Origin of the sequence: Roseicyclus sediminis, from assembly GCF_025515305.1 — a bacterium.
GTDB lineage: Bacteria > Pseudomonadota > Alphaproteobacteria > Rhodobacterales > Rhodobacteraceae > Roseibacterium > Roseibacterium sediminis.
The window spans coordinates 262,281-288,771 of the sequence record NZ_JAOPHT010000003.1 but is presented as its reverse complement, the minus strand read 5'-3'; the positions used below and the strand labels follow the sequence as shown (position 1 = coordinate 288,771).

28 protein-coding genes are annotated in these 26,491 nt (G+C 67.9%); 13 read left to right on the top strand and 15 right to left on the bottom strand.

What is annotated here, in order from left to right; genetic code table 11:
• Positions 1-50 precede the first annotated feature (50 nt).
• Positions 51-1,184, top strand: coding sequence for an alkane 1-monooxygenase (locus tag N8I71_RS06255; protein ID WP_262877085.1), 1,134 nt, complete (start codon positions 51-53; stop codon positions 1,182-1,184).
• A gap of 264 nt (positions 1,185-1,448) precedes the next feature.
• Here N8I71_RS06255 and N8I71_RS06250 read toward each other — a convergent pair whose 3' ends face one another.
• The 5 genes from N8I71_RS06250 to N8I71_RS06230 all read right to left on the bottom strand — a co-directional run bounded on the left by N8I71_RS06250 (position 1,449) and on the right by N8I71_RS06230 (position 5,285).
• The gene (locus N8I71_RS06250; RefSeq protein ID WP_262877084.1) at positions 1,449-2,084 is read right to left on the bottom strand and encodes an NAD(P)-dependent oxidoreductase; all 636 of its coding nucleotides are present in this window, start codon (positions 2,082-2,084) and stop codon (positions 1,449-1,451) included.
• Positions 2,085-2,142: 58 nt separating this feature from the next.
• Entirely contained in the window at positions 2,143-2,817 is a 675-nt protein-coding gene (locus tag N8I71_RS06245) for a cupin domain-containing protein (RefSeq protein ID WP_262877083.1), read from the bottom strand.
• A gap of 60 nt (positions 2,818-2,877) precedes the next feature.
• Positions 2,878-3,978, bottom strand: a complete 1,101-nt coding sequence (locus N8I71_RS06240; RefSeq protein WP_262877082.1) for a site-specific DNA-methyltransferase — start codon at positions 3,976-3,978, stop codon at positions 2,878-2,880.
• Between the two features lie 105 nt (positions 3,979-4,083).
• Positions 4,084-4,713, bottom strand: coding sequence for a ribonuclease HII (locus tag N8I71_RS06235; RefSeq protein ID WP_262877081.1), 630 nt, complete (start codon positions 4,711-4,713; stop codon positions 4,084-4,086).
• Between the two features lie 104 nt (positions 4,714-4,817).
• The gene (locus N8I71_RS06230) at positions 4,818-5,285 is read right to left on the bottom strand and encodes a hypothetical protein (RefSeq protein ID WP_262877080.1); all 468 of its coding nucleotides are present in this window, start codon (positions 5,283-5,285) and stop codon (positions 4,818-4,820) included.
• A gap of 208 nt (positions 5,286-5,493) precedes the next feature.
• Between N8I71_RS06230 and N8I71_RS06225 the strand changes: the two genes are divergently transcribed.
• Together N8I71_RS06225 and N8I71_RS06220 are read left to right on the top strand one after the other, a co-directional pair.
• Entirely contained in the window at positions 5,494-5,787 is a 294-nt protein-coding gene (locus N8I71_RS06225; protein WP_262877079.1) for a hypothetical protein, read from the top strand.
• Positions 5,759-6,460 carry a winged helix-turn-helix domain-containing protein gene (locus N8I71_RS06220; protein WP_262877078.1) on the top strand — a complete coding sequence of 234 codons (702 nt, stop codon included), beginning with the start codon at positions 5,759-5,761 and terminating at the stop codon, positions 6,458-6,460. The genes N8I71_RS06225 and N8I71_RS06220 overlap by 29 nt, the downstream gene beginning before the upstream one ends.
• Here N8I71_RS06220 and uxuA read toward each other — a convergent pair.
• From uxuA to N8I71_RS06200, 4 genes are read right to left on the bottom strand one after another with little or no spacing between them, the layout of a single operon-like run.
• Positions 6,455-7,651: a mannonate dehydratase gene (gene uxuA, locus N8I71_RS06215; RefSeq protein WP_262877077.1), complete on the bottom strand. Its 1,197-nt coding sequence runs from the start codon at positions 7,649-7,651 to the stop codon at positions 6,455-6,457. The genes N8I71_RS06220 and uxuA overlap by 6 nt on opposite strands.
• The gene (locus N8I71_RS06210) at positions 7,648-8,712 is read right to left on the bottom strand and encodes a Gfo/Idh/MocA family protein (protein WP_262877076.1); all 1,065 of its coding nucleotides are present in this window, start codon (positions 8,710-8,712) and stop codon (positions 7,648-7,650) included. The genes uxuA and N8I71_RS06210 overlap by 4 nt, the downstream gene beginning before the upstream one ends.
• Positions 8,709-9,716, bottom strand: a complete 1,008-nt coding sequence (locus tag N8I71_RS06205; RefSeq protein WP_262877075.1) for a Gfo/Idh/MocA family protein — start codon at positions 9,714-9,716, stop codon at positions 8,709-8,711. Before N8I71_RS06205 ends, N8I71_RS06210 begins: the two co-directional genes overlap by 4 nt.
• Positions 9,713-10,780, bottom strand: a complete 1,068-nt coding sequence (locus N8I71_RS06200) for a Gfo/Idh/MocA family protein (protein ID WP_262877074.1) — start codon at positions 10,778-10,780, stop codon at positions 9,713-9,715. The genes N8I71_RS06205 and N8I71_RS06200 overlap by 4 nt, the downstream gene beginning before the upstream one ends.
• A gap of 104 nt (positions 10,781-10,884) precedes the next feature.
• On the opposite strand from N8I71_RS06200, the gene N8I71_RS06195 reads away from it, so the two are divergent.
• Both N8I71_RS06195 and N8I71_RS06190 read left to right on the top strand, forming a co-directional pair.
• Positions 10,885-11,613 (top strand): GntR family transcriptional regulator, encoded by a 729-nt coding sequence (locus N8I71_RS06195; RefSeq protein ID WP_262877073.1) that lies wholly within the window; start codon positions 10,885-10,887, stop codon positions 11,611-11,613.
• Between the two features lie 79 nt (positions 11,614-11,692).
• A complete protein-coding gene (locus N8I71_RS06190; RefSeq protein ID WP_262877072.1) occupies positions 11,693-13,420 on the top strand; it encodes an ABC transporter permease in 1,728 nt (575 codons plus the stop codon).
• A 52-nt stretch (positions 13,421-13,472) separates the two neighbouring features.
• Here N8I71_RS06190 and N8I71_RS06185 read toward each other — a convergent pair whose 3' ends face one another.
• On the bottom strand, positions 13,473-14,492 hold the full coding sequence (locus N8I71_RS06185) for an extracellular solute-binding protein (RefSeq protein WP_262877071.1): 1,020 nt from the start codon (positions 14,490-14,492) through the stop codon (positions 13,473-13,475).
• A gap of 180 nt (positions 14,493-14,672) precedes the next feature.
• On the opposite strand from N8I71_RS06185, the gene N8I71_RS06180 reads away from it, so the two are divergent.
• The 3 genes from N8I71_RS06180 (at position 14,673) to N8I71_RS06170 (ending at position 18,821) form a co-directional block, all read left to right on the top strand.
• Positions 14,673-15,848, top strand: coding sequence for an MFS transporter (locus N8I71_RS06180; protein ID WP_262877070.1), 1,176 nt, complete (start codon positions 14,673-14,675; stop codon positions 15,846-15,848).
• A 105-nt stretch (positions 15,849-15,953) separates the two neighbouring features.
• Positions 15,954-16,976, top strand: coding sequence for an aspartate-semialdehyde dehydrogenase (locus tag N8I71_RS06175; protein WP_262877069.1), 1,023 nt, complete (start codon positions 15,954-15,956; stop codon positions 16,974-16,976).
• 195 nt (positions 16,977-17,171) lie between these two features.
• Positions 17,172-18,821 (top strand): DUF4139 domain-containing protein, encoded by a 1,650-nt coding sequence (locus N8I71_RS06170; protein ID WP_262877068.1) that lies wholly within the window; start codon positions 17,172-17,174, stop codon positions 18,819-18,821.
• Between the two features lie 78 nt (positions 18,822-18,899).
• On the opposite strand, the gene N8I71_RS06165 is transcribed toward N8I71_RS06170, so the two are convergent.
• The 3 genes from N8I71_RS06165 to N8I71_RS06155 all read right to left on the bottom strand — a co-directional run bounded on the left by N8I71_RS06165 (position 18,900) and on the right by N8I71_RS06155 (position 20,914).
• Entirely contained in the window at positions 18,900-19,211 is a 312-nt protein-coding gene (locus N8I71_RS06165; protein ID WP_262877067.1) for a P-II family nitrogen regulator, read from the bottom strand.
• Positions 19,212-19,216: 5 nt separating this feature from the next.
• Positions 19,217-20,197, bottom strand: coding sequence for a sodium-dependent bicarbonate transport family permease (locus N8I71_RS06160; RefSeq protein ID WP_262877066.1), 981 nt, complete (start codon positions 20,195-20,197; stop codon positions 19,217-19,219).
• Between the two features lie 66 nt (positions 20,198-20,263).
• Positions 20,264-20,914, bottom strand: coding sequence for a carbonic anhydrase (locus N8I71_RS06155; protein WP_262877065.1), 651 nt, complete (start codon positions 20,912-20,914; stop codon positions 20,264-20,266).
• Positions 20,915-21,057: 143 nt separating this feature from the next.
• Here N8I71_RS06155 and N8I71_RS06150 point away from each other — a divergent pair, with 143 nt between their 5' ends.
• From N8I71_RS06150 to N8I71_RS06140, 3 genes are all read left to right on the top strand, one after another.
• Positions 21,058-21,501 carry a hypothetical protein gene (locus N8I71_RS06150; RefSeq protein WP_262877064.1) on the top strand — a complete coding sequence of 148 codons (444 nt, stop codon included), beginning with the start codon at positions 21,058-21,060 and terminating at the stop codon, positions 21,499-21,501.
• Positions 21,502-21,567: 66 nt separating this feature from the next.
• Positions 21,568-22,953: a leucyl aminopeptidase family protein gene (locus tag N8I71_RS06145; RefSeq protein ID WP_262877063.1), complete on the top strand. Its 1,386-nt coding sequence runs from the start codon at positions 21,568-21,570 to the stop codon at positions 22,951-22,953.
• A complete protein-coding gene (locus N8I71_RS06140) occupies positions 22,950-23,789 on the top strand; it encodes a C40 family peptidase (protein WP_262877062.1) in 840 nt (279 codons plus the stop codon). Before N8I71_RS06145 ends, N8I71_RS06140 begins: the two co-directional genes overlap by 4 nt.
• Positions 23,790-23,794: 5 nt before the next feature.
• On the opposite strand, the gene N8I71_RS06135 is transcribed toward N8I71_RS06140, so the two are convergent.
• Together N8I71_RS06135 and N8I71_RS06130 are read right to left on the bottom strand one after the other, a co-directional pair.
• Entirely contained in the window at positions 23,795-24,124 is a 330-nt protein-coding gene (locus tag N8I71_RS06135) for a DUF2794 domain-containing protein (protein WP_262877061.1), read from the bottom strand.
• Positions 24,125-24,190: 66 nt separating this feature from the next.
• Positions 24,191-25,060, bottom strand: a complete 870-nt coding sequence (locus tag N8I71_RS06130; protein ID WP_262877060.1) for a branched-chain amino acid aminotransferase — start codon at positions 25,058-25,060, stop codon at positions 24,191-24,193.
• A 190-nt stretch (positions 25,061-25,250) separates the two neighbouring features.
• Here N8I71_RS06130 and N8I71_RS06125 point away from each other — a divergent pair, with 190 nt between their 5' ends.
• Both N8I71_RS06125 and N8I71_RS06120 read left to right on the top strand, forming a co-directional pair.
• Positions 25,251-25,775: a MarR family winged helix-turn-helix transcriptional regulator gene (locus tag N8I71_RS06125; protein WP_262877059.1), complete on the top strand. Its 525-nt coding sequence runs from the start codon at positions 25,251-25,253 to the stop codon at positions 25,773-25,775.
• Positions 25,772-26,485 (top strand): response regulator, encoded by a 714-nt coding sequence (locus N8I71_RS06120; RefSeq protein WP_262877058.1) that lies wholly within the window; start codon positions 25,772-25,774, stop codon positions 26,483-26,485. Before N8I71_RS06125 ends, N8I71_RS06120 begins: the two co-directional genes overlap by 4 nt.
• Positions 26,486-26,491 lie beyond the last annotated feature (6 nt).

The following is a 26,491-nucleotide window of genomic DNA, read 5'->3' as shown; positions in this document are numbered from 1 at the left end:
ACTGGCCCGATTCTGCACGCCACCCGCAACCCGAACCCCAGAGACCGGACATGGTTCCCGCGGCAGAGCTTCGATCCCTATCGCGCGCGCTGCCGTTCTGGCTGTCGCTGCTGCTTGTGCCGCTGGTCGTGTGGGTATCGCAGATGGGCGGCTGGTGGCTGATCCTCGTGCCTCTTGGCACCTGGTGGCTGTTCGGCGTGCTCGACGCGGTGATCGGGCCCTACCGCGAGAACGCGGATCCCGCGACACCGGAGGCCGACCTCTTCTGGTATCGCCTCGTGACGCTGATCTGGGTGCCGGTGCAGGTTGTCCTGCTGTTCGCCATGATCCGCTACGTGCAGACCTCCGGCACGCTGTCGATGCCGGAGAAGCTTGGCCTCTTTTTCGGCGTCGGTGTCCTGACGGGCACCATCGGCATCAACTATTCCCACGAGCTGATGCACCAGAGGAACCGCCTGGAGCGAACGCTGAGCGACGTCCTGCTCGCCTCGGTTCTCTATTCGCATTTCCGTTCCGAGCATCTTCTGGTGCATCACCGCTATGTCGGCACGCGGCGCGACCCGGTGACAGCGCGCTACAACGAAGGGTTCCACCGCTTCTTCCCGCGTGTCCTGCGCCAGAGCCTCGGCTCCGCCTTCGGGGCCGAGCGGGACCTGCTGGCCCGGAAGGGCCTGCCCTGGTGGCACCGCAGGAACCCGTTCTGGCGCTATGCCGCGCTGCAGGGCGGGTTTCTCGCGCTGGCCTTCGCGCTGGGCGGATGGGGCGGCGTGGGCCTGTTCCTGTTCCAGGCCTTCATTGCGATCTGGCAACTGGAACTGACCAACTACATCGAACACTACGGGCTGACGCGGAAGCATCTGGGCGACGGGAAATACGAGCATGTCCTGCCCCGTCATTCGTGGAACGCGGCGCACCGAGCGTCGAACTGGCTGCTTATCAACCTGCAGCGGCATTCGGACCACCATTACAAGCCCGACCGCCGTTTCCCGCTCCTGCAAAACTACGAGGAGGACGAGGCGCCGCAGCTGCCTTACGGCTACCCGGTGATGACCGCCGCCGCGATGATCCCGCCGCTATGGAAGCGGGTGATGAACCCCCGGGTGAAGGCGTGGCGGCGGTTCTACTACCCCGAGATCGAGGACTGGCACCCTTACAACAAGGGGCTGCTGCCGGCGCCGCGCTAGGCGCCCGGCGCCAGACGCGGTCCCGCAGCCGGTCGCGCATGCCCTCGTCCGGCGATAGCTGGAGGGCCTGTGCACGCGCCGCCTCGGCCCCTAAGCTCGGCCATGGCGTCACGAGGCAATCGCAAAGCGCTGCGTGGGTTGTCGAGGGCGACAGGAAGAGTCGCGCGAACGAGGTGTTCGGCTCCCGTGTCCGAACGCGCCGGCACCGCGCCGTCACACCGGTAAGCCGCGCGCGATGCCCATCCCGACAAGACCGGAAGAGCCTTATCTCTGGAGCGCAGGGGTCTGGTGCACGTGGCTTCCCTCTTCCGCCGCATGGACGAGGAAATGCGCCACGTCGGCCCGCGAAATGATCCCCTGCCGCCAGGTCGATGGGTCGACCAGCACCTGGTATTTGCCGGTCATCTTCGTGTCCGTGAGGATACCCGGCCGCGCGATGGTCCAGTCGAGGCCGGAGCCCCGGATCAGGTCCTCCTGCAGGTCCTTGTCGGCGTAGGCGCGGCCCAGAAAGGTCTTGAGGGTCAGCTTTTCGGGCGCCGAAAGCTTGCCGTAGCTGTCCCCGGCGCCGAAGCCCGTCACCGTCAGCAATCGCTTCACGCCCGCGACCTCCATCGCCGGGATCAGCGCCTGTGTTGCGGTGGAGAACAACGTCGTGGGTTTCAGCGCACGCACGTCGCGCGGCACGCCGAGCGTCAGGATCACGGCGTCGGCCCCGGCCACCGCATGGGCGAGAAGTTCGGGGTCCGTCGCGTCCCCCTGCACCTTTTCCAGCGCGGCGCTTTCGGTCTCGATGGCCTCGGCACTGCGGGCCACTGCGCGAACGGTATGACCCCGCTCCAGCGCGTATTCCACCACCTTTCGGCCGATGCCGCGGCTCGCTCCGATCACGGTGATCTTCATGGTCTGGCCTCCGGTCCTACGGTGAACAGACTAGCCCGCCGGCCGCGACCGGCGAGTGTCAGGCCGCCGCCGCCTCGCGCGGCAGGTGCCCGGACTTGACCCAGAGCAGGCAGCCTTCGTCCGTCCGGGGCGCGTGGGCGAAAAGATGCGGCAGGCGCAGCCAGGTTCCCGCAGGATAGGTCCCGTGCTCGTCCGCGAAGCTGCCTTCAAGCACGAAGATCTCCGCACCCCCGGCATGGCCATGGGGCGGCAGCGCCGTGCCCGGTTGCCAGCGGTGCAACCCGACCTCCTCGGTCGGGACCGAATGGAGAGGCAGGACCTCCACACCCTCGGTCGCGCCCGGCGTGAAGGCCGCGTTCCGCGTATCGACCACCTTCTGCTTGGTGTCGGTGTCCTCGAACTGGTGCAGCTTCACGAGGATCGTCGCGCCTTCCGGCCCGATATGGGGACGGTGCGAGGTGCCGATCGGATTCCGCACATAGGTTCCGGCCGGATAGTCCCCGGCCTCGTCGGAGAAGACACCTTCGAGGACAAGGTATTCCTCGCCCCCGCCATGGGTATGCGCGTCGAAGGCGCTGTTCGGGGCGAAGCGGACGATGGTCGTCGCGCGCGCCACCTCGCCGCCGATCCGGTCGAGCATCATGCGTTCGACCCCTGCGGCAGGCGAGGCGGCCCAGGCGTAGTCCGCGGGCCGGATCACGACACGGGCGCTGAAATCGGCGTTGAGCTTCATCGGTCTTCCCTTCCCTTGCGGGTCAGAGATGGGGCCGAAGAGCGCCCGGGCAACCCCGGCTCAGGCCTCCATCTCGGCGCGGATCTGCTGGCGCAGGACGTCGATCGGCACCGTCTGGCCGTCACGGCGGAAGTGCCAGTAGGTCCAGCCGTTGCAGGAGGGCGCGCCCTCCAGCTCGGCGCCGACCTGGTGGATCGAGCCCTTGACCCGGTCGGCGATCAGCGTGCCGTCGGCACGGACCTTGGCCATCTGGCCGCGGGAATTCACCAGCATCTCGCCGGGGCGAAGCATCCCGCGTTCCACGAGCTGGCCGAAGGGTACGCGCGGCTCGGACCGCTTGGAGGTGCTGACCTCCAGCGCGGAACGATCATAGGGCCGGACGCGCTCCAGACGCTTCTCGGCGATCTCGCGGTAGGCGGCCTCGCGCTCGATCCCGATAAAGTCGCGGCCGAGCATCCGGGCCACGGCGCCGGTGGTGCCGGTTCCGAAGAACGGGTCGAGCACGACATCGCCCGGGTTCGTCGCGGCGACGAGGACGCGGTGCAGCAGCGCCTCGGGCTTCTGGGTCGGATGCGCCTTCTCGCCGTTCGCGTCCTTCAGCCGCTCGCCCCCGTTGCAGATCGGCAGGACCCAGTCCGACCGCATCTGCACACCCTCGTTCAGCGCCTTCAGCGCCTCGTAGTTGAAGGTGTACTTCGCACCCTCGGTCTTCGAGGCCCAGATCATCGTCTCGTGCGCGTTGGTCAGCCGCTTGCCACGGAAGTTCGGCATCGGGTTCGACTTGCGCCACACGACGTCGTTGAGGATCCAGTAGCCCTGGTTCTGCAACTCGGAGCCGACACGGAAGATGTTGTGATAGCTGCCAATGACCCAGATCGCGCCATCGGGCTTCAGGAGTCTGCGGGCGGCGGCGAGCCAGTCGCGGGTGAACCGGTCATAGGCGGCGAAACTGTCGAACTGGTCCCAATGGTCGTCGCAGGCATCGACCTGCGTGTTGTTGGGACGGTGCAGCGTGCCCTTGAGCTGCAGGTTGTAGGGCGGGTCGGCGAAAATAAGGTCGACGGACGCCTCTGGCAGACCGTTCATCGCCTCGATGCAGTCGCCATCCAGAATCGTGTTGAGCGGCAGGGGCGCTGCCGCGGCTTTCTTCGTTTTCGTCATCACTGCCTCTGATCCGGCGCCTCTTTGGGCGCGTGTTGTTGCCCACAGAATCGCCCAAAGCCGATTCGGCGTCAAATTCTTTTTTGGAATCAGTGCGTTGCGAGCTCAGCCCCACAACATCTGGTGGACCGGCGCGAAGGAACGTCTATGGTGCGGGGTGACCCCCAGATGTTGCAGAGCGGCCCGGTGCGCCGCCGTGGGATAGCCTGCATTGGTCGCCCAGCCGTAGCCGGGAAAGGCCTCGTCGAGCTCGGCCATCACCGCGTCGCGGGCGACCTTGGCGACGATCGAGGCGGCCGCGATCGACAGGCTGCGCGCGTCGCCCTTCACCAGCGGTGTGGCCGGACAGGGCATGTCGCGCGGGCAGGCGTTGCCGTCGACCAGGACATGGCCCGGTACTCGCGGAAGGCCCGCCACGGCGCGGCACATCGCGAGAAAGGCGGCGTTGCGGATGTTGAGCGTGTCGATCTCCTCGACGCTGGCCCAGCCGACCGCGACCTCGGCCGTGTCGCTCAGCGCCTCGACCAGTGCCGCGCGGCGTTTCGCGCTGAGGCTCTTGGAGTCGTTCAGGCCCTCGGGAATGCGTGCGGGATCGAGGATCACGGCCGCGGCAGTCACCGGCCCGGCCAGCGGCCCGCGTCCGACCTCGTCGACACCGGCGACAGGAGCCGCGCCTGCGGCGACAAGCGCCGCTTCATGGGTGAAATCAGGGAAGATCAACGCGCGCTTCGGCATTCGGTTTCTTCCCACGGGCCGCGCCGCAAGACAAGAAAAGGGGCGGCGGCCAGGGGAAGCCGCCGCCCCGCCGTGCCCGGGGGGTCTTGGTTGGGGGCGCCCCCTCAGGGCCGGAAACCTGCCTCGCGGACCCACCCGTTCTGCGCGAGGCAGCGTCCGCCGTAGATCATGCGGGGCCCACGGTCCGTCTCGACCCGGCGAAGGCACTGGTCGGGCAGGAGCGCGGGACGCGTGACGTTGTTTTCCATGCAGCGCCGGACATAGCCACGGAAGTAGCCGTTGCGGTCCGACCCCTCGATGAAGCAGCGCGCGGGCGCCACGAGTTGCCGGGGCCGTTGCGGCGCATGGGCCTGCGGCGCCGGGCGATGGACCTGGTTGCGGCTGGCCGTGTCGTTGCGGTTGCCGTTCTGGATGGCCTGCCCGATGGCATAGAGCGCGATCAGTCCGCCGATGATGGCGACGACCTCGTCGTTGTTGTTGGCCCGAGCGGGCGTGGCCGAGGCCGTGACGGCGCCGAGCGCGAGGCTCAGCGCAAGGCCGGCGGCGGTCAGGGTGCGTGCGAGGCGGTTCATGTGCGTGGCTCCTCATCTCGTGTGGTCCCGCGACGTTGCGGGCGATGAGGTGACGATCCGCGCTTGCGGTCCGGCCAAGCAATAACGGCCCGGGGTTATCCGATAACGGCCGTCCCGCAGGCCTCGGTCATTGCCTGTCAGCCCCGCCCGGAGTGAGGATCGCCACGATTGTGGACGCCTGTCCCCGCTTGGAGTACGAGACGGAGCCATGAAGATACCCTTTCGCATGACGCTCATCGCCGCCGCGCTCGCCACCGCCGCCGGTCCGGTTTCGGCCGCGTGCTACGCCGATTACCGCGCCCGGACAGACGACCCCCTGCGCCTCCATTACGGGGTGATCGCAATTCCCGACGCCGCGTGTTCCGTCGCCGACGCCGCGCCGGTCATCGCCCAGCGCATCGCCGCCGAGGGCTGGCAGCTTCTGCAGGTGATCTCGGTCTTTGACGACAGCGGCCTCAACGCAAGGAGGGCCGATGCCGGAGCCTTCTTCCTTCGTTTCTGAAACCCGGATCGCATCGACCCGGGTCATTCAGCTCGGCATGGCCGCGATCGTCGCCATCCTGGTGATGACGGCGATCCTGCTGTTCGTGAACCTGCCCGACGCCGACGCCTTCAACGCCGCCATCGCCGATATCTTCGTCAGCGCGGACGTGCGCGACCCGGATGCCACGCGGATGCTGGAGATCATGGCCGAGACCGGCACGACCTTCTCGGGCGTTCTCGAAAGCTACCGCGCGGTGATGTTCGTCCTGATGGTCTTCGCCGCCGCGCTGCTGATCGCCTGCCTCGTCTTTCTTGGCACCATCGTCACGCTCAACCGCCGCATCGGGCAGATCGAGCGGCAGGGCATCCAGGTGTCCTCCCTCATCCTCAGCCGGGAGGAGCGCGTGGTTCTCATCAACAACCTCGAGTTCAAGCTGACGGATGCCGCGATGGAGACGCTCTCGGTACTCGCCGAGGCGCGGCTCGACGACGAGGTGCTGACCGGCGCGCAGATCGAGGCGATGGTCTCGGGCCGGGCGGAGACGGATGTGGACGAGGCCGCCGGCGCGACCCGGATCAAGCGGCTGCGCGACACGCTCGGCAACCAGATCGTGAGCGAGCTTCTGATCAAGAACATCGCGCGGCGCGGCTATGTCCTGGCTATCGAGAAGGACGTGATCCGGATGCTATGAGGCGGCGTGGCCCACCGCGGCCATGACGCCCCTCAGTTCCGCCAGACCGCGCAGTCGCCCGATGAGCGGATAGCCGGGCTGCCCCTTCCGCGCGAGGTCGTCGAGCATGTCGTGGCCATGGTCGGGGCGCATCGGGATCTCGGCGTCCGCGCGCCCTTCCGCACGCCTGCGGACCTCTTCGGCCATCAGCGCCCGGATCGTGACGACCATGTCGGTATCGCCGTCGAGATGCGCGCTCTCCTGGAAACCGACGCGAAGGCCGGTGGCGCCGGGATCCCGCACCGTGTTGCGCAGGTGGACGAAGTGAATGCGTTCGCCCAGGGCTTGCACGAAGGCGGCGGGGTCGAAATCCGCCCGCACGCCGAGCGACCCGGTGCAGAGGGTCGCCCCGTTCGCAGGGCTCGGCACGGCGTCGAGGACCGCGAGGTAATCCTCCAGCGTCGACATGACCCTCGGCAGACCGAGAAGCGGGAATGGCGGGTCGTCGGGATGACAGCAGAGCCTGAGGCCAAGGTCTTCCGCGACCGGAACAACCTCGGCCAGGAACGCGACGAGGCGGTCGCGCAGCGCCGCGGCATCGCACCCGGCGTAATCCGCAAGCTTCGCGCGCACGTCCTCCAGCGTCCAGCTTTCCATCGCGCCGGGCAGCCCGGCCGTGATGTTGGCGGCCAGCGCCTCGCGGGCATTGGCATCCATGGTATCGAGGCGCCGTTTCGCATCTTGCCGCACGGCGTCGGGATAGTCGGCTTCGGCCCCCGCACGATGCAGGAGGTCGAGGTCGAAGACCGCGAAGTCGACGAGGTCGAAGCGCATCGCCGTCGCCCCGTCCGGCAGCACATGGCGCAGGTCCGTCCGGGTCCAGTCCAGGACCGGCATGAAATTGTAGCAGATGACGCGGGGGCCATCCGCCTCGGCCACGGCGCGCAGGCTGTCGATCCACGCCGCGACATGCGCCCGCCAGGGGCCTGTCCGTGTCTTGATGGTTTCGGCCACCGGGATGCTCTCGATCACGTCCCAGGTCAGGCCGGCGGCCTCTATCTCCGCCTTTCGGGCGGCCACATCCTCCCGCGTCCAGGCGACGCCGGAAGGCACGTGATGCAGCGCGCTGACGATGCCGCGCGCCCCGGTCTGCCGCACTTCGGCAAGCCGGATCGGATCGGCGGGCCCGAACCAGCGCCATGTCTCTCTCATGCGACGCCCTCCGGTTGCCAGCCATGGCGCAGCGGATGCGCCTCCCCAAGCGGGAGCGAGACCGCCTCCCCGCTGCGTGCGGCGGCGTAGATCGCGGTGACCAGTTCGATCGAGATGCGTCCGTCCGGCAGCCGCACCGCTGCCGAAGGGCGCCCGGCCAGATGGTCGGCGACGGCCTCGAGATACCCGGCGAAGCGCGGCAGCGCCCCCGAATGGGCGGCGACGATGGCATCCACCTCCGCCTGCCGCGCGGGATCGCGCGCGGCGAAGCGCCATGGCCCGAGTGCAGGCGCATAGGGTTCCATCCCGCTCGTCGCCGTGAGGTCGCGGAAGACAAGGCGCAGTCGCGTCTCGTCGCTCGCCGCACCCAGTGTCACCGAGGAAGTGGCGAGCGCGCCGTTCACGAACCGGAAGGCGATGGCGCCGCAATCCTCCGTCTCGATAGGGTTCACCCGCGTGGTGAGCTGCGCCTGCACAGCGGCGACGGGGCCGAAGTAACGGCAAAGAAGGTCGTGGGCGTGGATCGCGTGGCCGAGAACGGCCCCCCCGGCCTCCCCCGCCCATGTGCCGCGCCAGGGCACGGCGTAGTATTCGGCATTCCGGTTCCAGTGCGTCTCGAGGCTCGCCACGACCGGAGGGCCGGCGAGACCCCGCGCGATCAGCGCGTCGAGCGCGGCGAAGGCGGGACCGAAACGATACTGGAAAACCGGAAAAACCTCGCGCCCGGCGCGCTGCGCGGCCGCGGCGATGGCGTCGACCTCGGCGAGGCTGCGCGCGAGAGGCTTTTCGCAGATCACGTGCTTGCCCGCGCCGAGCGCGGCCACCGCGACCTCGGCATGGAGGTGAGGTGGCAGGCAGATGTCGACAAGATCGATGTCTTCTTGTGCAAGAATGCTTCCGACATCCGGGACGAGGTCCAGCGGCTCGCCGCCCGCGACCCGCTCTGCCCGTTCGAGGTCGCGGTCGCACAGGGCGTTGACCGTGAACAGGTCACGCAGCGCGCGGTAGCCTTCCAGATGCTCCGCCCCGATCCCGGCACCGAGGATTGCGACGCGGATCATGCGCGCCCCTCCGCCATCGCCTGCGCCCTCAGCGCAAGCTCCATGACCGTGAAGGCGTGCGCCTGCGTCATCGCGGTTTCCGTCCGCTCCTGCACGTCCGCGATAATGCGGGGGAAGTAGGGCAGCCCAGCGTCGCGCGCGTCGATCGCCTCGGAGCGATCTCCATTCACGAGGATCAGCGTATCGGTCCCCTCGCGGCCGCCGACATCCACGTATTTCCTGAGTTCGATGTAGCCATCGGTCCCGAGGATCGTCAGCCGGCCGTCACCCCAGGTCGGCAGCGCGTCGGGCGTGAACCAGTCGACCCTGATGTAACCGCGTCCGTTGGCCGAGCTGAGTGCGATCTCGCCGAAATCCTGCAGGCCGGGATCGTCCGGATGCGCCACGTTCTCGGCCACGGCATGGACCACCTTTGCGCTTTGGGATCCGGTGAAGTGCAGGAACTGGTCGATCTGATGGCTCGCGATATCCGTCAGGATGCCGCCATAGGCCTCGCGGTCGAAGAACCACCCGGGCCGCGTCTCGCGGTTCAGGCGGTGCGGACCGAGACCGACGGTCTGCACGACGCGACCGATCGCGCCGTCCTGCACCAGTTGGGTGGCGAGTGTGACCGAGGGCACCTCGAAGCGTTCCGAGAAGTCGACCGACCAGATGCGCCCCGTCTCGGCCTGCACGCGCCGGATCTCGGCAAGCTGTTCGAGGGTCGTGCAGCCGGGTTTGTCCACCATCACGTCCTTGCCCGCGCGCATCGCCTCGATGGCCAGGCCCGCCCGGTCGCGCGGGATCGCGGCGATGACGACGAGATCGACCTCGGGATCTGCGAGAACCGCCGCGCGGTCCCGCAACCTCGGCAGGTCCGGGAACCGCTTGCGGAAGCCTTCCTCGGTGTTGGGCGCGCCTTCGGTCCACCACCCGGCGCAGGTGGCGCCCGCCGCGGTCAGATGCTCCGTCATGCCGAAAGCGTGGCGGTGGTCGATGCCGAGAACGGCGAAGCGGATGCTCATGTCTGTTTATCTTCTATAAGATTTACCCTGCGTCCGGCTTGCGCCGAACGTGTCATCGCGTCGATCAGACGATGCGCATCGAGCGCGGCGCGCCCGGTGATCGCCGGTGGACGCCCTTCGTGAAGCGCCCGCGCGAAATCTTCGAGGACAGACCTGTGCCAGTCATGGGTAAAGGCCATAGGATCGGCACCGCCGCCTGTCGTCGCGGTGGCGCCGTGACGCTCGACCCGCCCGTCACGCCAGCTGACCTCCAGCACCCCTTCTGCCAGCCGCAGGCTCGCCTTCTCGTAATGCAGGACGATGGACTCGGACCTGCCGGGGAAGCTCGCGGTCGAAGCGGTCAGCCATCCGGCCGCTCCGCCGACGAACCGCAATCCGGCGACCGCCACGTCCTCGGCCTCCATGCGATGGAACCGCGTCGTGGCGGTCATGGCGGTGACACTCTCGACGGGTCCGGTAAGGCTGAGGGCGAGGTCGATGGTGTGGATCGCCTGGCTCATGAGTACGCCGCCTCCGTCGCGGGCATAGGTGCCGCGCCCGGGTTCGTCGTAATAGGCCTGCGCCCGCCACCACGGCACGGCGATCTCCGCAAGGCCGAGGGCGCCAAGCGCTCCGTCCGACACGAGGTCGGCGGCCGCGCGCGAGGCCTCGCGCACGCGGTGCTGGAACACGATCCCGAGCGGCACTCCGGCGGCCTCGCAGAAGGCGACGACCTCTTCGGCCTCGGCCAGCGTGCGGCCAACGGGTTTTTCCAGCAGGATCGCCTTGCCCGCATCCGCCAGGGGACGGATGAGCGAAAGTCGCGCGTCGGGCGGCGTCAGGATCAGCGCGCAATCGACTCGGGGATCGGCGGCGATCGCGTTGACGTCGGAAAACGTGTCGACCCCCGCCCCGAGCACCTCCGTGGCCTCGGCCGCGAAGGCCCGTGCGCGCCCGGTCGAGCGGGACAGGACACCCACAAGCCTCGGTCGTGGCCGCGCATCCCGGATGGCGAGCAGATGGGTCCGCGCCACCATGCCGGTGCCGATCATGGCCAGGCCGAGCGGTGTCTCAGGTTCAGGCAATCTGCGCGTCCTCCCGCGGCGGACCATTCGCGGAGCCGAGAGAATTGTCAACGGACCCGTACACCAGTATACCGGATGAAGGCAGAGCAGATAAGGACAAGAGAATGACCCTCGACGAAGGCGAAGCCGCCCCGGACGATCTTCTTCCGCATGTCCCGCTTCCGGTGCTGGACCTCGACCTGCCGACATCGCAGCAGATCCACGGCGCGCTGCGGGCGGCGATCCTGTCGCTGGCGCTTCCCCCGGGCACGCGCATTTCCGAGACCGAGGCCGGCGCCCGCTTCGGCGCGAGCCGCACGCCGGTGCGCGAGGCGATGACTTGGCTGCGCGACGAGGGGCTGATCGTCACCCGGCCCTCGCGCGGCAACTTCGTGACGCCGCTTTCCGAAGACGGCATCCGAAGCGCTCAGTTCATCCGCGAGGCGCTGGAAATGGCGGCGATGGTGCGGATCTGCGCCAACGGCCTCTCGCCCGAAGACGACGAGCGCATGGCCGCCGCCCTCACCGCGCAAGGCAACGCGATTTCCCTCGGCGACACCGCGGCCTTCCACGCAGCGGACGACGAGTTCCATGCCGCGCTCGCCGGCGCAACCGGGCTGCCCCGCGTCCGGACGCTGGTTGTGCGCGAGAAGACGGCGCTCGACCGGTTGCGCGCGCTGAGGCTCAACGACGTCGCACACCTGCGCATGCTGGAGGACGAGCACCGGCGCATCCTCAACGCGCTCCGCAAGGGGCGGGAGGATCGTGCGCGGCGGGTCATGACACGCCACCTGACCAGCGTTCTCGACGTTCTGGAGGACCTGAAGGCGAGCCACGCCCACTATTTCGAGTGACCGACGGATCCCGGCCGGCAATTGACCGGCCGCAATCGCCGCATTGCATTCCGGCGCAAACCCGACAAAAACGCTCCGGATGACAAAGGACACCGCAGGGCAGGCGACGGCATCGCGGAAAGGCCGGAGGCGCGGACGCCCCGGGCCGCTGGCCGTGCTTGCCTGGATCGCGGCCGCGATCTGCCTTCTGCCGATGATCGCCGTGGCGCTTGCCGCGCTGACCGGCGGATGGGAGGTGACCGGCCGTCTCGTCGATACGGTCCTGCCGCGTTACGTGGGCACCACCGCCTGGCTGATCCTCCTGGTCGGAACCGGCACGGCGGTGATCGGAACCGCCTCCGCCTGGCTTGTGACCGCGACGCGGTTCCCGGGACGCAGGGTTCTGGAAGTGGCGCTGGCCCTGCCGCTGGCGTTTCCGGCCTATGTCCTCGCCTACGCCTACACAGATTTCCTCGACCATCCGGGCCTTGTGCAGACGACGTTGCGCGACCTCACCGGCTGGGGACCGCGCGACTACTGGTTCCCCGAGATCCGGTCCCTGGGCGGGGCGGCGGCGATGCTGACCTTCGTCCTCTACCCTTATGTCTATCTCCTCGCGCGTGCGGCCTTCCTGCAGCAATCCGCCACCGCCTACATCGCCGCGCGCACGCTCGGGCAACGCCCCTGGGGTGCCTTCCGCCGTGTGAGCCTGCCGATCGCGCGGCCCGCCATCGCCGGCGGTGTGCTGCTCGCGCTGATGGAGACGCTGGCCGACTTCGGCACCGTCTCCTATTTCGGGGTGCAGACCTTCGCCACCGGCATCTACCAGAGCTGGTTCTCGTTCTTCGACCGGGGTGCGGCCGCGCAGCTGGCGCTTTGCCTGCTGACGGTCGCGCTGGTCCTCGCCACGCTGGAGCGACGGCAGAGGCGCCACCAGAGGCACCACGCGGCCGGGCGGCGGTTCGAGGCGATGCAGCCCGCCCCGCTGTCGGGCGCCAGGGCGGGCCTGGCCTTCACCGCCTGCCTCCTGCCGGTATTCTTCGGCTTCATCCTGCCCACGGTCCTGCTGCTGTCGATGGCCTGGGACTCGGGGCAGATCCTGTTCACCGATCGCTACCTCGGGTTCCTCAGGAACTCGCTCGTGATGGCCGGTATCGCCGCCGTTCTGACGGTCGCGGGCGCCATCGCGCTCGGCTTCAACGCGCGGCTGCATCCGACGCGGCCCGCGCGCGCCGCCCTGCGCATCGCGGGGCTGGGCTATGCCGTGCCGGGCGGCGTGATCGCCGTGGGTCTCCTCGTGCCCTTCGCCGCCTTCGACAACGCGGTCGACGCCTTCATGGAGGCGCGCTTCGGCATCGACACGGGGCTTCTCATCACCGGATCGATCTGGCTGCTGGTCGCCGCCTACATGGTGCGGTTCATGGCCGCCGCGCTATCGGCCTACGACGCGGGGCTTGCCACGGTGAACCCCAACATCGACGCGGTGGCACGGACGCTGGGCAAGACGCCGACGGGCATGCTCCGGGGCGTGCATCTGCCGATCCTGCGCCCCTCGATCCTGACGGCGGCCCTCATCGTGTTCGTCGACGTGATGAAGGAACTGCCCGCCACGCTCATCATGCGGCCCTTCAACTTCGACACGCTGGCGGTGCAGGCCCATCGCCTCGCCGCGGACGAGCGGCTGGCGGAGGCGGCGGTGCCGTCGCTCGTCATCATGGCCGTCGGCCTGATCCCCGTGGCGATCCTCTGCTGGGGGCTCGGGCGCGAGACGACGACCGAACGCCGCTTCGTCCCCGATCCGGACGCCGACGCACAGGCGGCGGAATAAAGAAGGGCCGGACCCCGCGAAGGATCCGGCCCCTGTTCGGATGGCTTGGGACTTACTCCCAGCCGACCTCGTTGAAGATCTGTTGCGCCGAGGGAAGGTTCGCGGCGACGGCGGCGAGCGAGACGTCGTCTGCCTCGAATTCGCCGAGCTCCTGCACCGAGGCGGCGATCTCGACGCCGGGCACCACCGGGTATTCGTCATTGCCCGCGGCGAAGTAGGATTGCGCCTGGTCGCTGGCGAGATACTCGAGGAAGGCAACGGCCGCGTCATGGTTCGGCGCATGGGCCGCCATGCCGCCGCCCGACAGGTTCACATGCGCGCCGTTGCCGCCCTGGTCGGGGAAGACCCAGCCGATGTTCGCGCGCTGCTCGGCAGAGAGACCGTCAACATCGGTCCGAAGTGCGCGGGCGAAATAGTAGGTGTTCGAGATCGAGATGTCGCACTCGCCGGAGACGAGCCCGCGGAGCTGGTCGGTGTCGCCGCCCTGCGGATCGCGGGCGAAGTTCGCGACGAGACCGGCCGCCCAATCACGCGCCGCGTCCTGGCCGAGATGCTCGATCATCGCCGCCATCAGCGTCTGGGAATAGACGTTCGTCGAAGACCGGGAACACACCATGCCCTCGTAGGCCGGATCGGCAAGGTCGGCATAGGTCTGCGGCGGGTTCGGCACATCGTTCATGTCGTAGAAGATGATCCGCGCACGCTGGCTGAAGCCGAACCAGAGGTTGTCGTCGTCGCGCAGGTTTGCGGGGATGCGCTCGGCCAGGATGTCCGACTCCACCGGCTGCAGAAGGCCCATGTCCGCCGCACGCTGGAGGCGCGAGGTATCGACGGTCAGGAAGATGTCGGCGGGCGAATTCGCGCCCTCGGCGGCGAGACGCGCGATGAGTTCGTCAGCGTCGCCCTCGATCCGGTTGATCGTGATGCCGGTCAGGTCGGTGAAGTCGGAATAGAGCCGTTCGTCGGTGTCGTAGTGACGCGAGGAATAGAGGTTCAGCTCCTGCGCCTGCGCAGCGGTCAGCGTCGATGCGGCGATGGTCGTGCCCAGGAGGGCGGCAAGGGTGCGGGTCATGGAAAGGTCTCCCTGGTTTTCCCGATCAAATACCTGACTGAAACACTCAGCTGGGTTGATGCCGTTGAACTCCGTTTCTCCCGGCCTGTCAATATTCCCGACAAAAAGGATCGGAAACCGCGCGCGCTTGCCGCAGGCGGGTCTCCGGTGCAGGGTCGCGCCACACCGGAAGGGGAAGCCATGCGCGCCGGGATCGCGTTTCTTGTCATCGGCTACATGCTGAGCCAGTTCTACCGCGCCTTTCTCGCGGTTCTCGCGCCCGCGCTCTCCGCCGATCTCGGCGCCACGACCGGAGATCTCGCCCGCGCCTCGGGACTGTGGTTCGCGGCCTTCGCGCTGATGCAGCTTCCGGTGGGCTGGTCGCTCGATACGCTGGGTCCGAGGCGCACGGCATCGGCCCTGTTCCTGCTGGGCGCGGGCGGGGGTGCCGCGCTGTTTGCAAGCGCGCAGACGCCGGGAATGATAACGGTCGCCATGATCCTGATCGGCATCGGCTGTTCGCCGGTGCTGATGTCGACCTACTACATCTTCGCGCGGACCTTTTCGGCGGCCGTCTTCGGCACGCTGGCGGGTGTCACGGTCGGGGTCTCGTCGCTCGGCAATATCCTGTCCGCCGCTCCGATGGCCTGGGCGGTCGAGGTCTTCGGCTGGCGCGAGACGGTCGCAGGCTTCGCCGTGTTCACCGCGATTGTCGCGATCGGAATCGCGATCCTGGTCCGCGACCCGGCAAAACCGGAAGGTGAGCCAAAAGGCTCACTATTGGATCTGCTCGCCATGCCGGCGCTCTGGCCGATCCTCATTGCCATGTTCGTCTGCTACGCGCCCGCCGCCGGGGTGCGCGGCCTCTGGATCAGCCCCTACGTGGCCGACGTCCATGGCGCCGTCCTCGCGCAGATCGGAACGGCGACACTCGTCATGAGCCTTGCCATGGTCGCGGGAAACTTCGCCTACGGCCCGATCGACCGCTGGGTGGGCAGCCGCAAGATACCCATCCTCATCGGCAATCTCGGCGTCGCGGCCCTGCTCCTGTCGCTGTGGCTGGCGCCACCGACGAGCCTTGCCGGGGCAATCGCCATCTTCGGACTGATCGGCCTTCTGGGCGCGTCCTACCCCATCGTGATTTCCCATGGCCGCAGCTTCCTGCCGCCGCACCTGACGGGACGCGGCGTGACGCTGCTGAACCTCTTCGGCATGGGCGGGGCGGGGGTGATGCAGTTCAGCTCGGGCCCGGTCTTCGCCGCGCTTGCCGAGGGGCGTGGGACGACGCAGGCCTACGGGCCGCTCTTCGCGCTCTTCGCGCTGGTCATCGTGCTGGGCATGGCCGTCTACCTCTTCGCGCGGGATCGGGTCGACTGACCCGGCTTTTGCGTCACAGGTGCCAGTGCCGCGACCCCATGCCCCTTCCCTGTTCCCCGGCCCTCCTGTAAGCGCCGCGCATCCTGACATGTGAGGAAAGGGATCATGGGTTACCGCATCGTCGTCGCAGGAGCCACGGGCAACGTGGGCCGCGAAATGCTGAACATCCTCGCCGAGCGCGAGTTCCCGGTGGACGAGATCGCGGCGCTTGCCAGCCGCAAGTCTCTCGGCACCCAGTGCAGCTTTGGCGAAAAGACCGTGACCACGAAGGACCTCGATACCTTCGACTTCACCGGCTGGGACATCGCGCTGTTCGCCATCGGGTCCGAGGCGACGGCGAAGTACGCGCCGAAGGCCGCGAAGGCCGGGTGCATCGTGATCGACAACTCGTCGCTCTACCGCTACGACCCCGACGTTCCGCTCGTGGTGCCGGAGGTGAATGCCGAGGCCGTCGACGGATACGCCAAGAAGAACATCATCGCGAACCCCAACTGCTCCACCGCGCAGATGGTCGTGGCGCTGAAGCCGCTGCACGACCGGGCGCGGATCAAGCGTGTCGTCGTCTCCACGTACCAGTCCGTCTCGGGCGCGGGTAAGGACGCGATGGACGAGCTTTGGGACCAGACCAAGGGCATGTACGTCCCCGGTCAGGAGCGTTCGCCCGCGAAGTTCACCAAGCAGATCGCCTTCAACGTCATTCCCCATATCGACAAGTTCATGGACGACGGGTCGACCAAGGAGGAATGGAAGATGGTCGCCGAGACCAAGAAGATCCTCGACAAGTCGATCAAGGTCACGGCGACCTGCGTCCGCGTGCCCGTCTTCGTCGGGCATTCCGAGGCGATCAACATCGAGTTCGAGGAGTTCCTCGACGAGGACGAAGCGCGCGAGATCCTCCGCATCGCCCCGGGCATCCTCGTCGTCGACAAGCGCGAGGACGGCGGCTACGTCACGCCGGTAGAATGCGTCGGCGACTACGCCACCTTCATCAGCCGCATCCGCCAGGACTCGACCGTCGAGAACGGGCTGAACCTCTGGTGCGTCTCCGACAACCTGCGCAAGGGCGCCGCCCTGAACGCCGTGCAGATCGCCGAGACGCTCGGCAACCGCGTGCTCAAGAAGGGCTGACGCCGACCTGAAGCGACGGGCCATGCGGCCGGTTCGGGACGTCCCGGACCGGCCGTTTTTCTTTTGTGCGCGACGCGACGCAGGGGAAACGAGCGAATGGCCGCCGAGCGCCCGTATAGGGGTTTCACCCCATTGCCCTGTCGGTGCGCAGGGGCCAACTGATTGGTCAGGACCGCCAGAACCGAGGAAAAGACCATGCGTTTCGCCCTTTCGCTTTCCGCCCTGCTCCTGTCCAGCGTCACGGCGCTGGCTGACGACCTGCTGATCCGCGCCGACATCGCCGAGGCGCTCGTCTTCGCGGAAGGGGCCGAGGTCTCGCGCCGGGTCGCCGTGGATCTGCCCGCCGGGCAGCATCGGCTGCTGATCCCGATCCGCGATCTTTCGGATCCCGACATGATCCAGCTGACCGGTCCCGAGGGTGTGCGCCTTGGCGTGCCGCAGCCGCTCGGGGCGCTGACCATTCCCGAAGGCGGGCTCGACACGCCGGAGGAAGCGGAAGCGCGCGCCGGGGTGGACGCGGCGGAGGATGCCCTGACCGAGGCGCGCGACGCGCTCGCCCGGCGCGATGCCGGCATCCAGGGCCTCGAGACGCAACTGGCCTGGCTCACGGCGCTGGCGCGGGGCGGACAGGACGGGGCGGCGATGCCCGACGATCCCGCACAACTCGGCGCGCTGCTCGCAACCCTCGGGACCGAGACCGCGAGGGTCGGAACCGAGCTCCAGGCCGCGCGCGAGGCTCGCCGCGCCGACGAGGAGATCGTGGAGGACAGGATGCGCGCGCTGGCCGAAGCGCAACGCGCCCTCGCCGACCTGCGCCCCTTTGGCGAAACCAGCCCCGGCATCCTCGTCGAGATCGACGCGGCCGAGGCGATCTCGGGCGAGCTCGTGCTGACCTACCTCAGCGACGACGCACTCTGGTCGCCGAGCTATACGATTTCGCTCAATACCGAAGCCGAGGCGCTCGCTGTCGAACGCTCGATCCGGTTCACGTATTTCGGCGAAGCGTCGTGGCGCAACGTCGCGATGCGGTTCTCCACCGCCATGCCGAACCGCGACCGGTCGCCCGCCGGCACCTACCCCGATCCCGCGCGCATCGCGCCGCCCGTCCCGGCACCCCTCCCTCAGCCAGCCGTCCGGACCCAGGCTGGCATCGGATTGGCGAACGCGCCGATCATGATGGAGCCCGCGATCATGGAGGATGAGGTCGCGCGCCTCGTCGTCGACGGGCTGTCGGTCGTCTACGACTACACGGCACCGGTCACGGTCGGGCCCACGGGGCAGGTGACGCTGCCGCTCGACGCGCTGTCGTTCGAGGTCGACCTCGAGAACCGGGCCGTACCGCGCTACGACGCGACCGCCTTCCTCGTCGCGATGGGCGAGAACGACAGCGGCGAGACGATCCTTCCCGGCCCCGCGCGCTTCTTCCGCGACGGGGATCTCATGGGCTCGGACCAGGTACCCCTGATCGCCGCGGGCGCGGACATGGAAATCGCCTTCGGGCCGCTCGACCACCTCCGCCTGACATGGACCGACCTGTCGCTTGACGAGGGCGACCGCGGTTTCTTCGTCTCCGAGAACGAACAGGTGCGCCGGATCGCCTTCGCCGTCGAGAACACGTCGGGCGAGGCCGAGACCGTGCGCCTGCTCTACGCGACGCCCTTCGCCGAGCAGGAGGACCTGGAGCTGGACCTAACCTTCACGCGGGCGCCCGACGAGCAGAACATCGACGACCTGCGCGGCGTCCATGCGTGGAACATCGCCCTCGCGCCCGGCACGGAAGAGCGCATCGAGATGCGCGTCGACCTCGCCTGGCCGGAGGACATGGTACTCGACTGGCGGCCGTGAGGGTCGGGGAAGGTTTCACGGATCGCCGTCGCCGATGCAGCGGCAGACGGCGATCCCACGCCCGACCGGCCGCGCCGGTCAGAACCTCTCGGCGCGCAGCACCTCGCAGTCGGTGACCGTGACCACGCCGATGTGGCGCTCGACCACACCGAACGCCGCGTCCAGAAGTTCGTCGAGCCGTTCAGGGCGGATGATGCAGACGACGCTCACCATGCCGCCGGCGCGGCTGACCTGCCCCTCGCGGCTCCACTGACCGGACCGGCCGGAACCGCCGAGCACAGGCAGGACCGTGAAGCCGGTCACACCGGCCTTGATCAGCGCGGCGGTCAGACGGCCTTCCATCACCGATTCGATGGTGATCTCGACGCGCTTGGCCTTGTGGGTCTGCATGGGGCTCAGCCTCCGGTGAGCGCGCGCGACACCGCGAGATAGATGGGGATGCCGAGCGTCAGGTTGAACGGAAAGGTCACGCCGAGAGACAGCGTGAGGTAGACCGACGGGTTTGCCTCGGGCAGGGCCACCCTCATCGCCGCGGGCACCGCGATATAGGACGCGGAGGCCGACAGCGTCATGAACAGCATCACGCCGCCCGGACTGAGGCCGAGAAGCAGCCCGGCCACCAGCCCGAAGGCCGAGCCGACCAGCGGCATCGCGACACCGAAGGCGAACAGCCCGGCGGTCAGGACCGATCGCGCCTCGCGCAGGCCGCGCCCGGCCACAAGGCCCATGTCGAGCAGGAACAGGCACAGAACCCCCTGGAACGGCGCCACGATGAAAGGCGCGATCAGCGCCATTCCTTCATCCCCCGTGATCCAGCCGATCAGGAAGGATCCAACCAGCAGCACGATGGACCCGTTCAGCAGGATCTCGCGCATCAGGCCGTCCTCCATCTCGGCCGAGCTCTTGCCGAAACGGGCGACGATCCACAGCGCCGAAAGGATCGCGGGCGCCTCCATGACGGCCGCGACGGCGACCATGTAGCCCTCGGGCGACAGGCCGACGGACGTGGCGACCGACGTCGCGGCCACGAAGGTCACGATGGAGATCGAGCCATAATGCCCCGCGACCGCCGCGGCATCCGTCACCGACAGCCGGGTGATCGCACGCAGGAGCGCGAAGGCGATGAGCGGCAATGCGAAGGACAGGATCAGCCCGGCGACGAGCGACAGGACCAGCGTCGCATCGATCCCGTGCGCGGCGACGCTCGCGCCACCCTTGAAGCCGATCGCGAAGAGCAGGTAGATCGACAGCCCCTTGGCCACCGCCTCGGGGATCGACAGGTCCGAGCGCGCGAAGGCCGCCGCGAGGCCGAGGGCGAAGAAAAGGATGATCGGCGACAGGAGGTTGTCCGCAGCCAGCGCCAGAATACCGTCCATGCCGTTTCCGTCCCGTCCCTTGGCGTCGTTCCCGGCCAATACCCCCCAGGGGCGCGGCGGTAAACCTCAGCCCTTCACGAAGTGGCGCACCGTGCCGTCGTAGGTTTCGAGGTCCATCTCGGCGATATCGGTCCAGAGCCCGTGGAGCGTGAGCCGCCCCGCCTCCACGGCCTCGGCCACGAAGGGATAGCCTAGCAGGTTTTCGAGGCTCAGGTGGATTCCCTCTTTTTCCAGCGCGGTCTGCCGGTCCTCCTCGCGCGTGGCGTCGACCACGATATCGTAGGCGGGCCGCAGCACGTCGAGCCATCGCCCCACGAGGCTGCCAGGATCGTCGAGGTGCGGCGCATGGCCCGAACACATCTCCAGGCACCCGCGCACGCCGCCGCAGTTCGAATGGCCCATCACGAGGATATGCGACACCTTCAGGGTGGTGACCGCGAATTCGACGGCCGCGCCGGTGCCGTGGTGCTTGCCGTCGGGCGTGTAGGGCGGAACGAGGTTCGCGATGTTGCGATGCACGAACAATTCGCCGATGCGCTGGCCGAAAACCGAGGTGATGGCGACGCGGCTGTCGCAGCACGCGATGACCATGGCGCGCGGGTTCTGCCCCTCCTGCGCGAGCTTTCGGAACCAGTCCTTGTGCTCGGGGAAGCTCGCCTGCTTCCAGTGCTCGTAGCGCTCCCTGAGATAGTCAGGAAGGGATTTGACGCGGTGCATGGGCCGTCTCCTCGCAATCCGGATTCGTTAGCGCGCATTGCAGAAGAATTGGATGCGCTTTTCGTCGCGTTCTCAATCGTTTCTTCAGGCTGCGGCCCCCACGGTCGGCATCGCCGCGGTGGGGGCGGTAGGTGGAGTGAGACATGAGCCGACAAATCGGCCGGGACAGGGGCCCGGCGCCGGGCGACGACGTACGCTTGAATGCGGGGCGGCGGGTCGCCGAACTGCGCCCGGAAGAACCCGCGCGCTTCAATCCCGACAAACTGGAGGAGTTGTGCAGCCGCATCGGCGAGGCGCGGGCCGAGAGGGAGGTCGCGCTGGCGCTCGACCGCATCGCGGCGACACTCCAGGTTCTTCCGCGGATCGCGGATGACGGGAACCCGGCGGTTCTTCGCGCAGGGATCGTGTCACTGGTGCGCGACGCCGATCTCATCGGCATGGCCACCCTGTCGCGGGTCGCGCGCAGCGTCGTGATCTGCCTCGACACCGGCGACAGGCAGGCTTTTGCCGCCACGATCGCGCGGCTTGGCCGTGTGGGAGACCGCTCGATCCACGCGGTTTGGGAACTGGAGGACCTGTCGGGCTGATCCGGGCTTGCGGCGGCGCGGCGGGCCGCTAGGCTGGCGACCGTTCCGAACATGGGGTCCCGTGTCATGACGTTGAGTTTCGCCGCAACCTCGGAAGGGGCCATCCCGATCCGGTTGGTCCGGCCCGGGACCTGCGAGGACATCCTCGCCGCCTTGCCCGGCGCCGCCGCGGCCTGGGCAAGGCACCACGGCTTCACGGGCGCGCTCGGGCAGACCTGCGCGTTGCCGGGCGCGGAGGGTCGCCCGGACCTTGTGCTGCTTGGCCTCGGCACCGACGCGGAGCGTGCGCAGACGCGCTTTGCCGCAGGCGCCGCAATCGCGAAACTGCCGGCGTCGGATTACGCGATCGAGGAGTGGCCGGACGGCGCCGAGGGTTCGGAACTCGCGCTCGGCTATCTCTTTTCGCTCTACCGTTTCTCCCGCTACCGTGCTCAGAATGGCGCGAAGGCAAGGCTGGCGGCACCGGCCGGGCTCGACGCCGCGCGGCTCGAGCGGATCGCGGCAGGCGAGGCGCTGACACGCGATCTGGTGAACACGCCCGCCGAGGACATGGGGCCGAACGCGCTCGAACATGCGGCCCGCGACCTCGCGGCAGAGTACGGCGCGGACGTGACGGCGACCCATGGCGAAAGCCTGCTGGACGCGAACCTGCCGCTCATCCACACCGTTGGCCGCGCCTCGGACGAAGACCCGCGCCTGATCGACATGGTCTGGGGCAGCGAGGGCCCGCGTCTGACACTCGTCGGCAAGGGGGTGTGCTTCGACACCGGCGGGCTGAACCTCAAGCCCGGCGCATCCATGGGCCTCATGAAGAAGGACATGGGCGGAGCGGCGACGGTGCTTGGCCTTGCCCGCATGATCATGGACGAGGGGTTGCCCCTGCGATTGCGCGTCCTGATCCCGGCGGTCGAGAATGCCGTGGCCGGCAACGCCTTCCGTCCCGGCGACATCCTGACCGCCCGCAACGGCAAGACGGTCGAGATCAACAACACCGATGCGGAAGGGCGCCTCGTCCTCGCCGACGCGCTGAGCCTGGCGGCCGAGGAGGACCCCGACCTTCTCGTGTCGATGGCGACCCTGACCGGCGCGGCCCGCGTCGCGCTGGGTGCCGATATCGCGCCGTTCTACACCGATGACGAAGGTCTCGCCGCGTCCCTGTCTCGCGCGGCCGCGGAGGTCGCCGACCCGGTCTGGCGGATGCCGTTCCACGCGCCCTACGAGAAACTGATCGAACCCGGCATCGCCGATCTCGACAACGCGCCCAAGGGCGGTTTCGCCGGCTCGATCACCGCCGCGCTGTTCCTGCGCCGCTTTGCCGCCGATGCCCGCAGCTACGCGCATTTCGACATCTTCGCCTGGTCCCAGTCCGATGCGCCGGGTCGTCCCAAGGGCGGCTTCGGCCAGGGCGCGCGGGCACTGTTCCAGGCCATTCCGGAGGTCCTCGTCCGATGACCCGCGATCCCCGCATGACGCCGTCGAACGGCCGCGTCGCCCATGTCTCGCTGCAAGGCGAGGTCGAGGCCGAAAGCTTCGTCGACGGCCAGTGGATGACGGTGCAGCAACCGATTGCCAACCTCGCCTCGGAACCCGGCGCCGGCCGGGCGAGCCAGCTTCTGTTCGGCGAGCGGTTCCTCGTGCTCGACCGGCAGGACGGGCTTGCCTTCGGCCAGGCGGAGCGGGACGGCTACGTGGGCTGGATAAGCTCGGGCGCATTGACCGAGGCGCCAGAGGCGACCCATTGGGTCGTGTCGCCCGCGACGCACCTTTATCCGAAGACGGACTTCAAGGCCCAGGCCGAGGTCGCCCTGTTCTTCGGCAGCACCGTCCATGTCACCGCCGAGCGCGGAAATTTCCACCGCATCCAGACCGGGCACTACGTCCCGAAGCAGCACCTGATGCCGCTGACCTCGCGCTTCGCGGATGCGGTCGGGGTCGCGGACCTGTTCCTCGGCACGCCCTATCTCTGGGGCGGGACCAGCCGCTGGGGCATCGATTGCTCGGGACTGGTGCAGCTCGCGCTGCTGGCCTGCGGCATGTCCTGCCCCCGCGACAGCGACCAGCAGGCCGAGGCGCTGGGCGAAGACCTGCCCGAGGGCGAGACGCTTCAGCGTGGCGACCTCGTGTTCTGGCAGGGGCATGTCGGCATGATGGCGGACGCAAGGATGCTCCTGCACGCGAACGCCCATCACATGTCGGTCGCCTACGAGCCGCTGAAGGACGCGGCCGCACGGATCGCGGAGGCGGGCGAAGGCCAGATCACCCGCCGCAAGCGCATCGCTTCGGCCTGAAGGTCTCAGTCGACCGCGCGGATCAGCTTGCGTTCCAGGACCCTGAGGACGGTCTTCAGGTCGTGTCCCCGTTTCAGGATGCGTCCATCCATGCCGATGACGGCGTATTGCCCCTGGAGCCGGGCAAGCCTCGGACGTTTCTCTATCCGGTAGAGCGGCTGCTCGGCGCTGCGCCGGAAGACGGAGAACACGGCCATGTCCGAAAGATGCGAGATCCCGTAGTCCCGCCACTCTCCCGCGGCGACCATCCGCCCATACAGCCCGAGTATCACCCCAAGCTCGCGGCGGTCGAAGGCCACGGTTTCGGCGCGGTAGGGCTGCGTCTGGATGTTCATGGGGGGATGGTGGGGGCGATGTGACGGGAAATCAAGTAATCCCGTCACATCGCATATCGGGTCGGATCAGGCCCGGACCAGCGCCTCGTAGGCGGACGAGATGTCCCGCACCATCGCGCCGACCTCGAAGTTGTAGTCGCCGATCTGGCCAACCGGCGTGACCTCCGCCGCGGTGCCGGTCAGCCAGCACTGCTCGAAGCTTTCCAGCTCGCCCGGCATGATGTGCCGCTCATGCACCTTCACCTGGCGGTCACGCAGCATGCCGATTACCGTCTGCCGCGTGATGCCGTTCAGGAACACGTCGGGCGTGGGCGTGTGAACCTCGCCGTCCTTGACGAAGAAGATGTTGGCGCCCGTCGCCTCGGCCACGTAGCCGCGGTAATCCATGAAAAGCGCATCGGCGCAGCCCTTCGCCTCGGCGGCGTGCTTGGACATGGTGCAGATCATGTAGAGACCCGCGGCCTTGGCGTGGACGGGGATCGTCTCGGGGCTCGGACGCTTCCACTTGGAGATGTCGAGCTTGGCACCCTTCATCTTCGCATCGCCGTAATAGGCGCCCCAGGCCCAGGCCGCGACGGCCATACGCACCGGGTTCCGGGCCGAGCTGACGCCCATGTCCTCGCCCGAGCCGCGCCATGCGACCGCGCGCACATAGGCGTCCGAAAGGTCGTTGGCCTTCATGACCTGGTATTTCGCCGCCTCGATCTCGTCGACCGTCCACGGGATCTCGACATCGAGCATCCGGCCCGACGCGAGAAGGCGCTCGGAATGCTTGCGGCTTTCGAAGATACGGCCGCCATAGGCGCGCTCGCCCTCGAAGACCGACGAGGCATAGTGCATCGCGTGCGTCAGGATGTGGACGTTTGCCTCGCGCCACGGCACCAGCTTGCCGTCCATCCAGATCCAGCCGTCGCGGTCGTCATAGGCTCCTGCCATGGTCCCTTCCTTCGCAGAAGTGCCGGTTTCCCGGGGTTTCTTTTCGAATATTGCGCGCGTTATGGCCGGTTCGGACATAATGTTTCGCAAAACCCGCACTTCGCTAACAATTGATTCTTGGAAAGTCAACAAGGCTGACATAAACTGTGACCGAGCTCCGGAGGGAGACGGCAAGGAAGGGACAGGGCCGATGGGCGAGCGCACATCCGGCGCCGTGATGGGCAGGAGCGAAAGCCTCCTGTTTCTCACCGACGACCAGCTTCGGCGCGGGATCGAAGCCATGTTCTTCGCCTATCGCGGGTTCACCGCCGATCCCGACCGCATCTTGCAGGAATACGGTTACGGCCGGGCGCATCACCGGGCGATCCACTTCATCAACCGTTCGCCGGGGACCACGGTCAACAACCTGCTTTCCATCCTCGGCGTCACCAAGCAATCGCTGAACCGCGTCCTGAGGACACTGGTGGAGGATGGTCTCGTGGAAAGCCGCGTCGGCGTCCGGGACAAGCGCGAGCGGCATCTTCACCTGACGCCCAAGGGCGCGGCGCTCGAGCGCGAATTGTCCGAGGCACAGCGCAACCGGATGCGCGCGGCCTTCCGCAACGCCGGTCCCGAGGCGGTCGCCGGCTTTCGTGCGGTGCTGGAACAGATGATGGATGCCGACATGCGGCGACACTATCTCGACAACGGAGAAGGGGGGGACACAGGCACGTGACGGATATCGGCGCCCACCTTCTGATCGTCGACGACGACGAACGCATCCGTGGACTTCTCCAGAAATTCCTCGTCCGCAACGGCTTCATGGCGACGGCGGCACGGGACGCGGCCCATGCGCGGCGGCTTCTGGCCGGGCTCGACTTCGACCTTATCGTGCTGGACGTGATGATGCCGGGCGAAGACGGGCTGAGCCTGACGCGCGATCTTCGGCAAAGGCTGCAGACACCGATCCTGCTGCTGACCGCGAAGGGAGAGGCCGACGACCGGATCACCGGGCTCGAGGCGGGGGCCGACGACTACCTCACCAAACCCTTCGAGCCCAAGGAACTCCTGCTGCGCGTGAACGCAATCCTGCGGCGGATGCCGAAACCCGCCGAAGATCCGCAGGTGGTGCAGGTGCTCCATCTCGGGCCGATCCGCTACGACATCGAGCGCGGAGAGCTTTGGCGCGGGTCCGAGGCCGTCCGGCTGACCGCGACCGAAGCGGCGTTGATGCGCATCTTCTCGGGTCAACCGAACCAGCCCTTCAGCCGACCGGATCTCGTCTCGCTTCTCAACAGGGACAAGGGCGTGGCGGGCGACCAGGTGCAGGAACGCGCCGTGGACGTTCAGATCACGCGCCTTCGCAAGAAGATCGAACTCAACCCCAAGCAGCCGCGCTACCTCCAGACGGTGCGCGGTGCCGGATACATGCTCGCCCCCGATTGACCGGAC

Bases quoted from the DNA above. Each gene is read 5' to 3' on its own strand.
- N8I71_RS06245 (WP_262877083.1), bottom strand. From the start codon at position 2,817: ATGAAGCTCAACGCCGATTTCAGCGCCCGTGTCGTGATCCGGCCCGCG.
- N8I71_RS06195 (WP_262877073.1), top strand. From the start codon at position 10,885: ATGACCCTCGACGAAGGCGAAGCCGCCCCGGACGATCTTCTTCCGCAT.
- N8I71_RS06205 (WP_262877075.1), bottom strand. From the start codon at position 9,716: ATGAGCATCCGCTTCGCCGTTCTCGGCATCGACCACCGCCACGCTTTC.
- N8I71_RS06150 (WP_262877064.1), top strand. From the start codon at position 21,058: ATGAGCCGACAAATCGGCCGGGACAGGGGCCCGGCGCCGGGCGACGAC.
- uxuA (WP_262877077.1), bottom strand. From the start codon at position 7,651: ATGAGAGAGACATGGCGCTGGTTCGGGCCCGCCGATCCGATCCGGCTT.
- N8I71_RS06185 (WP_262877071.1), bottom strand. From the start codon at position 14,492: ATGACCCGCACCCTTGCCGCCCTCCTGGGCACGACCATCGCCGCATCG.
- N8I71_RS06145 (WP_262877063.1), top strand. From the start codon at position 21,568: ATGACGTTGAGTTTCGCCGCAACCTCGGAAGGGGCCATCCCGATCCGG.
- N8I71_RS06140 (WP_262877062.1), top strand. From the start codon at position 22,950: ATGACCCGCGATCCCCGCATGACGCCGTCGAACGGCCGCGTCGCCCAT.
- N8I71_RS06220 (WP_262877078.1), top strand. From the start codon at position 5,759: ATGCCGGAGCCTTCTTCCTTCGTTTCTGAAACCCGGATCGCATCGACC.
- N8I71_RS06155 (WP_262877065.1), bottom strand. From the start codon at position 20,914: ATGCACCGCGTCAAATCCCTTCCTGACTATCTCAGGGAGCGCTACGAG.
- N8I71_RS06255 (WP_262877085.1), top strand. From the start codon at position 51: ATGGTTCCCGCGGCAGAGCTTCGATCCCTATCGCGCGCGCTGCCGTTC.
- N8I71_RS06125 (WP_262877059.1), top strand. From the start codon at position 25,251: ATGGGCGAGCGCACATCCGGCGCCGTGATGGGCAGGAGCGAAAGCCTC.
- N8I71_RS06180 (WP_262877070.1), top strand. From the start codon at position 14,673: ATGCGCGCCGGGATCGCGTTTCTTGTCATCGGCTACATGCTGAGCCAG.
- N8I71_RS06190 (WP_262877072.1), top strand. From the start codon at position 11,693: ATGACAAAGGACACCGCAGGGCAGGCGACGGCATCGCGGAAAGGCCGG.
- N8I71_RS06175 (WP_262877069.1), top strand. From the start codon at position 15,954: ATGGGTTACCGCATCGTCGTCGCAGGAGCCACGGGCAACGTGGGCCGC.
- N8I71_RS06225 (WP_262877079.1), top strand. From the start codon at position 5,494: ATGAAGATACCCTTTCGCATGACGCTCATCGCCGCCGCGCTCGCCACC.
- N8I71_RS06240 (WP_262877082.1), bottom strand. From the start codon at position 3,978: ATGACGAAAACGAAGAAAGCCGCGGCAGCGCCCCTGCCGCTCAACACG.
- N8I71_RS06130 (WP_262877060.1), bottom strand. From the start codon at position 25,060: ATGGCAGGAGCCTATGACGACCGCGACGGCTGGATCTGGATGGACGGC.
- N8I71_RS06230 (WP_262877080.1), bottom strand. From the start codon at position 5,285: ATGAACCGCCTCGCACGCACCCTGACCGCCGCCGGCCTTGCGCTGAGC.
- N8I71_RS06165 (WP_262877067.1), bottom strand. From the start codon at position 19,211: ATGCAGACCCACAAGGCCAAGCGCGTCGAGATCACCATCGAATCGGTG.
- N8I71_RS06250 (WP_262877084.1), bottom strand. From the start codon at position 2,084: ATGAAGATCACCGTGATCGGAGCGAGCCGCGGCATCGGCCGAAAGGTG.
- N8I71_RS06210 (WP_262877076.1), bottom strand. From the start codon at position 8,712: ATGATCCGCGTCGCAATCCTCGGTGCCGGGATCGGGGCGGAGCATCTG.
- N8I71_RS06135 (WP_262877061.1), bottom strand. From the start codon at position 24,124: ATGAACATCCAGACGCAGCCCTACCGCGCCGAAACCGTGGCCTTCGAC.
- N8I71_RS06170 (WP_262877068.1), top strand. From the start codon at position 17,172: ATGCGTTTCGCCCTTTCGCTTTCCGCCCTGCTCCTGTCCAGCGTCACG.
- N8I71_RS06160 (WP_262877066.1), bottom strand. From the start codon at position 20,197: ATGGACGGTATTCTGGCGCTGGCTGCGGACAACCTCCTGTCGCCGATC.
- N8I71_RS06235 (WP_262877081.1), bottom strand. From the start codon at position 4,713: ATGCCGAAGCGCGCGTTGATCTTCCCTGATTTCACCCATGAAGCGGCG.